Annotated in this window: 6 protein-coding genes; 1 reads left to right on the forward strand and 5 read right to left on the reverse strand. The window is 53.2% G+C overall.

Features of this window, described 5'->3' with window-relative positions:
* Positions 1-146: 146 nt before the first annotated feature.
* From EKM94_RS01355 to EKM94_RS01365, 3 genes are all read right to left on the reverse strand, one after another.
* Entirely contained in the window at positions 147-671 is a 525-nt protein-coding gene (locus EKM94_RS01355; protein WP_125596336.1) for a GNAT family N-acetyltransferase, read from the reverse strand.
* A 151-nt stretch (positions 672-822) separates the two neighbouring features.
* The gene (locus tag EKM94_RS01360) at positions 823-1,398 is read right to left on the reverse strand and encodes a hypothetical protein (protein ID WP_125596339.1); all 576 of its coding nucleotides are present in this window, start codon (positions 1,396-1,398) and stop codon (positions 823-825) included.
* Positions 1,399-1,458: 60 nt separating this feature from the next.
* Positions 1,459-4,407, reverse strand: coding sequence for a cation-translocating P-type ATPase (locus tag EKM94_RS01365; RefSeq protein ID WP_125596342.1), 2,949 nt, complete (start codon positions 4,405-4,407; stop codon positions 1,459-1,461).
* A 249-nt stretch (positions 4,408-4,656) separates the two neighbouring features.
* Between EKM94_RS01365 and EKM94_RS01370 the strand changes: the two genes are divergently transcribed.
* Positions 4,657-5,535: a MurR/RpiR family transcriptional regulator gene (locus tag EKM94_RS01370; protein ID WP_164511045.1), complete on the forward strand. Its 879-nt coding sequence runs from the start codon at positions 4,657-4,659 to the stop codon at positions 5,533-5,535.
* A 185-nt stretch (positions 5,536-5,720) separates the two neighbouring features.
* On the opposite strand, the gene EKM94_RS01375 is transcribed toward EKM94_RS01370, so the two are convergent.
* Both EKM94_RS01375 and tnpA read right to left on the reverse strand, forming a co-directional pair.
* Positions 5,721-6,683, reverse strand: coding sequence for an NAD-dependent epimerase/dehydratase family protein (locus EKM94_RS01375; protein WP_125596348.1), 963 nt, complete (start codon positions 6,681-6,683; stop codon positions 5,721-5,723).
* Positions 6,684-6,745: 62 nt separating this feature from the next.
* Positions 6,746-7,090 (reverse strand): IS200/IS605 family transposase (gene tnpA, locus EKM94_RS01380; RefSeq protein ID WP_125596351.1); only part of this gene is annotated, 345 nt, incomplete at its 5' end.

Below are 7,090 nucleotides of genomic sequence, written 5' to 3' on the forward strand. Positions count from 1 at the left end.
CTGGCGTCCTTTTCTGATGGTGCCTCCTGGTTACGGGCATCAAAAAATCCCACTAACAATGAACGATTTCCGTTCTTGTGTTAGTGGGATTTTCATATTCTATTTGATTGGACTTTTTTAAATAAGTTTATTGCGGGTTGGAATGGTTACTGGCGTTCGTCGCGTAAAATGCCAAACTTGACCGAGTCATAATAGGTTCCCTGCCAATAGCGAACTTTTCTGATCACGCCCTCTTGCTTCAGTCCTGCTTTCGCGCTGACGCGGATCATGCCGGGGTTGCCGGACCACGTCGTCAACCCGATGTGCGCGAGATCAGGGTGCAAGCGGAATAAATAAGTCAGCCATTGTTGTAACGCTTGCGTCGCGATGCCCTGACCCCAGAAATGCTGGTCGTAAATCGCGATTCCGACCTCCAGCCATCTGTGCAGGTCCCCATCCTCCCAGTGAGCAGTCACTTCACCAAGCACCCGCTGATCAACGACGATAAGTTGGCGATGGGGATTCGCGGCAAAAGTTCGGGCCAATTTCTGAAAGTCTGGCCAGGTCAGGATGGGATCACGAAAGTAAGGGCCATTGTATTTCATCCAGACCAAATCAGCTTTTGCGCCATACTTGATGGCAAAAAGCGGCTGAATGTCTGCTGGAGTGGCGGAGCGAAGTTCAATTTTCAATTTAGCACCTCATGATTGTTGGATTAATTGGTTCAATTATACTACTTGCTTCTCCATAAAACAGTCTGAAGTTATCTCCAATTCTGGGTGGACGTTTGTTATGATGGCCGCGGATTGCGCTGCGAAATTCGGGGTGAGCTCGCTGTGGGCATCACTTTGAGCTTTTCGGAAGGACACCGAAAATCTCAAAGCTGAGCCTTATTCTAAGCGGCAAAGCCGCTAAGAATAACGACACGGCGATCTCATCCCGAATTTCTCCGCTCCAGCCGCTCAACGTTATAACAGCCGTTTGAGCACTCACGCCGACTGGCAGGCTATCGCCAATTGATGGGAACCCACGCAATTGACGACCATGGTTAGTGGTCACAAGCTTGGAATTGGCGACACCAGTGCAGTCTATTTGATGAACTAGGATAAGATTTTGATGAATCAGTTGAATCGGTTGGCATTGCCGTACCACCCCAAAAAGGGCGATTGTTTGACCGCTTACTTGCAAATGCACTTCGTCAAATACCCAACTTCGATTGCAGATAGGCTCAATTCTGCCTAGCAACCGGCTGGGACTGCGCGGCTCAGTGGTGAAATTGTCCTTGGCGGCTTTGCCGCTTAGGACAAGGCTCGATTTGAAGACAAGCCGCCGGGCTTGCGGATTGGCTTCAAACGACGCCCACCACGTTCCAGTCCGCAACAGCAGTCCCAGCCGGTTGCGCTTACGCGCAACACCCACCCACACCTGCAATCAGACAAGAAAGCCAAAAACAGAAACGTTGCTTTTTGCCAACCAACGTCATTTGACGGCGTGCCGCCGACGCACCAACGCTTTCCGCAGTTCTTCGATGAGAATCAAGGGAATGGGAATCGTGATCAAAAAGGCCCAGTCTTGCCACTGCAGACCTGTCGTGTTGAACGCTTGTTGCAAAAACGGCACGTAAATCAAGCAGCTGAGTAAACAGACTTCGCAGATCACACCGAAGATCACGTGGGTATTGCTGAAGATCCCGGTTTTGAATAGAGAAACGTCTTTGGTGCGGCAATTGAAGACGGTGCCGATTTGGCTAAAGACGATTGCCGCCAGGGTCATGGTGGTGGCTAATCGATAGACCGCGCCGCCACTCGCAAGGGCTTGGGTCGGCCAGCCAGCGCGCCAATTGACGAAGAAGTAGGCGGCGGTGGCGATCAGTGACTCCCACAGGCCATACCAAGCGAAGGCTTTGAAGGCCACCGATTTATTCAGTAAATGTTCAGAACGTTTTCTCGGCGGGCGCGCCATCGTGCCTGGTTCGGTCGGTTCTGAGGCGAGTCCCAGCGCGGGTAACATATCGGTGCCCAGGTCGATCGATAGGATCTGCATCACGGTTAGCGGCAAAGGAATCAAACCATTAGAAAACAGGAAGAGGACTGATGGCACGGCTTCGGGCACGTTACTGTTTAGGATGTACAGCAAAAACTTGCGAATATTGGCGTAAACCGTGCGGCCTTCTTCAATCGCATTGACGATCGAGGCGAAATTATCATCGGTCAAGATCATATCCGCGGCCTCTTTCGCCACATCGGTCCCGGTCACGCCCATGGCCACGCCAATATCGGCTTTTTTCAACGCCGGGGCGTCATTGACGCCATCGCCTGTGGCCGCCACGATCTCGCCCATGGCCTGAAGATTGGTGACGATGCGATATTTCTGTTCTGGCGCCATCCGGGCGAAAATAATCTGGTGACCCAGATTCTCCCGCAACTCGGCGTCACTCATCGCCGTCAACTGCTCCCCGGTGACCACCCGAACATCAGTGCCTTGCACCACCCCGATTTTGTGGGCGATACTTTCGGCGGTCAAGCCGTAGTCTCCGGTCACCATGATGATCCGAATGCTGGCGTCATGACACTTCTGGATCGCCTCGATCACATTCTCCCGGGGCGGATCCTGGCTGGCGGTCAGACCAACAAAAGTCAGATTCTGCTCGGTGGTCGCGACACTATAAGTCCGCTCATCCGGCGCCAGTTGCCGGTAAGCGTAAGCCAAGATCCGCAGACCAGCCCGGGCGAAGGCGTCATTTTGGGTGAGGAATTGTTGGCGCAAAATCGGCGTCAGGGGCAAAACCTTCCCGTGCACCAAATAAGTTTGACAACAGGCCAACACTTCAGCGATACCGCCCCGGGTATACGCCCAAGACTGCCCCGCTTGCTGGCGGATCGTGGTCATCCGTTTCCGCTCCGAATCAAAGGGCAGTTCAGCCAATTTCTGGTAGTTCTTTTGCTCGCCGGGGAGATCGTAATCCGCCTTTCCGGCCAGCACCAAAATACTCCCCTCATCTGGACTGCCAACGACTTGGTGCTGGCCGCGAACGACTTGCAGGAACGAATCATTATTCAAAACGCCGATCCGCAACAATTGTTGCAGATCCGGCTCTTGGCTCAAATCGATCCGGGCGCCATTTTTTGTGACGACACCTACGGGTTCATAGCCGGTACCGCTGACTTGATATTGACCCCCAGGAAGCCAAACTTGCTCGATGGTCATTTCGTTCTTGGTCAAGGTGCCGGTTTTGTCGGAACAGATCACGGTGGTGGCCCCCAGCGTTTCCACACTGTTCAAATGCTTGACCAACGCGTTGCGGTGGGCCATTTTCTGGACGGCCATCGCCAAAGACAGGGTCACCGTAGGCAGCAACCCTTCCGGAATAAAGGCCACGATCATCCCCAAGGCGAAAATAAAAGACTCCGCCACTGGATAATGGACCAGAAAAACCGCGGCCACGAAGAAAAGCGCCCCGATCACGAAGGCAATGATCGAAATCTGCCGGGTCAACAAATCCAGTTCTCGTTCCAGAGGACTTTTGGCGGCGACCACCTTACCGGTCAAGGCCGCGATCTGGCCGAATTCGGTGGCCATGCCGGTGCCAGTAACCAGCATCGTGCCACTCCCCTTGACCACGCTGGTGCCTTCATAGACCAAGTCCCACTCGGCGAAACGACCGGCGGCTTGGACCTCAGCGGCGCTCATCACAGTGGCTTCTTTAGTGACCGTCAACGATTCGCCAGTCAGCGCCGATTGATTGACCTCCAGATCATCCGCCTGCAACAAACGACCGTCCGCCGGCACATTGTCGCCACTGATCAAGTTGACCAGATCACCTGGCACTAATTCCTCGACCAGCACCTTCAGCGATTGCCCATTGCGCAACACTTTCGCGTAGCTGGGCAGCATCTTCTGCAACGCCGAAGTGGCCGCGTTGGCCCGATACTGTTGCCAAAAGCTAAATAGACCGTTGATCAAATTCACGGCCCAAATCGCCAACCCCAGTTCGGTCATTCCCGCAATGATCGCGATGATCCCGGCGCCCCAAAGCAACAACGCCATCAAACTACTGAAATTTTTGAAAAACACCTTGACCATCGAAGTTTCCTTGGTCTTTTGGATCAGATTAGGCCCAGTTTGCTTTAATCGCTGAGCCGCCACCGCTGACGTCAGCCCCGTCGGCGTCGAGTCCGCCGCCTGTAAGCTGGCGGTTGCCGACAACGTCGCCCACGCTGGCGTTGAACTGGTGTCAGCTGGCGTAGAACTGGCGTGGGCCGCCGTTGCCGCTGGCGCGGTTGCTGGTTTGGTGGTTGACGCTTTTGCAGTTGGCGCCTTGGCGGTCGATGTGGCAGTAACTGCTGGTGCCCCCACAATCTGACCCGGCGAAGTTGCGCCGGTTGTGACGGTTGAATCCCTTGGTGCGCTTGTTTTGTTTGTTGTCATGTCAATTCCCTCGTTCCCCAAATCGAGACAATGAACTTCCCAATAAATTTCTTATTGTCGTAGGTATTCTAACCCAGAATCACTGCTGATAGCTAGCAAGGCGGGTTTGCCCTGGTCATTTACTGGACCAGACAAGTTGGGCGGAAACGGCGCAGCCAGCGCTTTTATCCAGAGGCAATGCTATACTTGAGGGGCGCGGACTGCTTCGAACTTCCCGCCTCGCAAAAATTCGACCGAAGAGGTGCAATCATGCTACTTCACGAAAAACTCGAACAAACCAATTTCTCGAAAACAGAACAAACCGTGGTCGCCTTTCTGCTCGCTCACGAAGATGACCTGGCCCATTTCACCACCACTAAAATCGCCGCCGCCACCTTTACAACGCCGTCGATCCTGGTGCGGATCGCGCAGAAACTTGATTTCAGTGGTTTCCGCGACTTCAAGCAGGCCCTGCTGGAGGAACGGGATTATCTGCGCCATGATTTCGGCCCGCTCGACGCCAACTTTCCCTTCGACCGCCAAGACGACCTAATGACCGTCGCTACCAAAATCGCCGCCTTGAAGCAAGCCAGCTTGCAAGACACCCTGACGCTTCTGGATCACGACAGCTTGCGCCGCGCCTTGACGATCTTGACACAAGCCCAAACGATCCGCGTTTTCGCCGTCGCCGATTTGACCTTCGCCGCCGAAACTTTTGTCTATAAAATGCGACGAATTGGTCAGCCGGCGGAAACTTTCACCGTCAGCAACACGCTGTATCAAGAAGCCCTGCTCACCCCCAGGACCGACTGTGCGCTTTGTTTGTCGTACAGCGGCCAGTCAAGTGAACTCTTGACCGCCGCCCAGGATTTGAAGCGTCAACAAGTTCCCGTGATCGCCTTGACCAGTATCGGTGCCAATCAACTGGCGCAATTGGCCGATGTGGTCCTTGCCGTGACGACCCGCGAATATTCCTATACCAAAATCGGTAACTTCAGCTCGCTGACTTCGCTGGAATTATTGTTGGATATTTTATACAGCGCTTATTTTAATCTCAATTATCAACAACACCTCCAAACGAAATTGACCGTGGCGCGGGCAACCGAACGGCGTGAGCTGGACAATCAGATTTTGCGTGATCCGGAATGAATTGGCGGTGGAAACCCGCTTCAATGCTCAATCAACCTAAAACTGACCAAATTTCCAACGTCAAAAACAGCGTTAAGGCCATTTGACCTTAACGCTGTTTTCAGGCACTGCCGACAAATGTTTTCCGATAAATCGAGCTGTTCAGCTGACCATTTTTCGAACCGGTTTTGCTGATGGAACGGGGATCAATTCCCCTTGGGCACCGTGATCACGCCCCGTTGGCGATAACTGTCAACGGCACTGCGAATCGTCTCCAGAACGGAATATTGAGGCGCGTAACCTAGTAAGCGCCGCCCATTTTCGATACTGTATTGACCACTGCGGGCCAGATGATAGTAAGTCGATTCCGTCGCCGCCGCATCGCCGATCATTTGTTGCCAATCAGGCCACGGTAGAAAATCGATCTGCGGCGCTTGTTGGAAATCATGATACATCGCCTGAGCGTAACCATAAAGCGTGATCGATTCCCCAGCCACCGCGTGAAAACTCTGGCCTAACGCGCTAGCGCGATGCTGAATGGCCCGAACAAACAGCTGGGCAACGTCGGCTGCGTGAACATGATGCAGAGTTTCCATGCCAAAGTTCGGCAAGAAAATCCGCTCGCCATTGGCAATTTTCTGAAAAACGGTGGTGTCCGTATTACCATAAGGACTGATGATCGCCCAACCCGGTCCGGAGATCTGCCCCGGCATGATCACCGTCGCGGGGAAACCAGAGGCCAAATAGGCTTGCTTCAACAATTTTTCGCTTTCATATTTATCGCGACCATAGGCGTCCAAAGGTTCCTTAAAGGCATTGGGCTGAACTGGCAAGGTGGTGGCGCGACCGTGCGCCCAAATCGATGAGCAGTAAAGGTATTGTTGCACCGAAGTCTGACTCAATGTGGTGATCATTTTCCGTGTTTCCGCCACGTTGAAGTTGATCAAATCCACCACCACATCGCCGTGGAGCGCGGCAACTTTGGCCGTAAACTGAGCGTCCTTTACGCGATCAAGACTCACTTGCTCAACCTCATCCCAGGCCTTGTCCGCGGCGTAAGGTCGCCGTTGCCCGCGACTGACCGCCACCACCTGATAACCTGCCCGCACCAGTTGAGGCACGAGAAACGAGCCAATATGGCCGGTACTCCCTAACACAACGACTTTCATTACAATTTTGGGCGGGAAACCTCTAACTTTAGTCAGAGGAGGAAAGCCTGCACTTGCTAACGCTATTTAGCTTTCTTGCTTGGTCGCCCCGCCTTGCCCCTTTCTGTTCTCTGATTTTGAATATAGTTGGCAACCGTCTCTTTTGACATGTTGCCAAGTGTCCCCATGTAATAGCTTGGCGACCACAAATGTCCACCCCAGAGGAGTTTCTTGGTCTCAGAATGAGCTGTGAACCATGTCCGAGCTGATGCACCCTTTAAGATCTTGACAACAGTTGTGGGCGCATACTTGGGCTTGAAGCTCAAAAGCAGGTGCACATGATCCGGCATGACCTCTGCTTGTTCAATCGTGATCTCGTTATCAGTTGCCGTGGTTTTTAGGATCTCAAGCATTTCCGCCACATACTG

Source organism: Lapidilactobacillus achengensis, from assembly GCF_003946655.1.
Lineage (GTDB): Bacteria > Bacillota > Bacilli > Lactobacillales > Lactobacillaceae > Lapidilactobacillus > Lapidilactobacillus achengensis.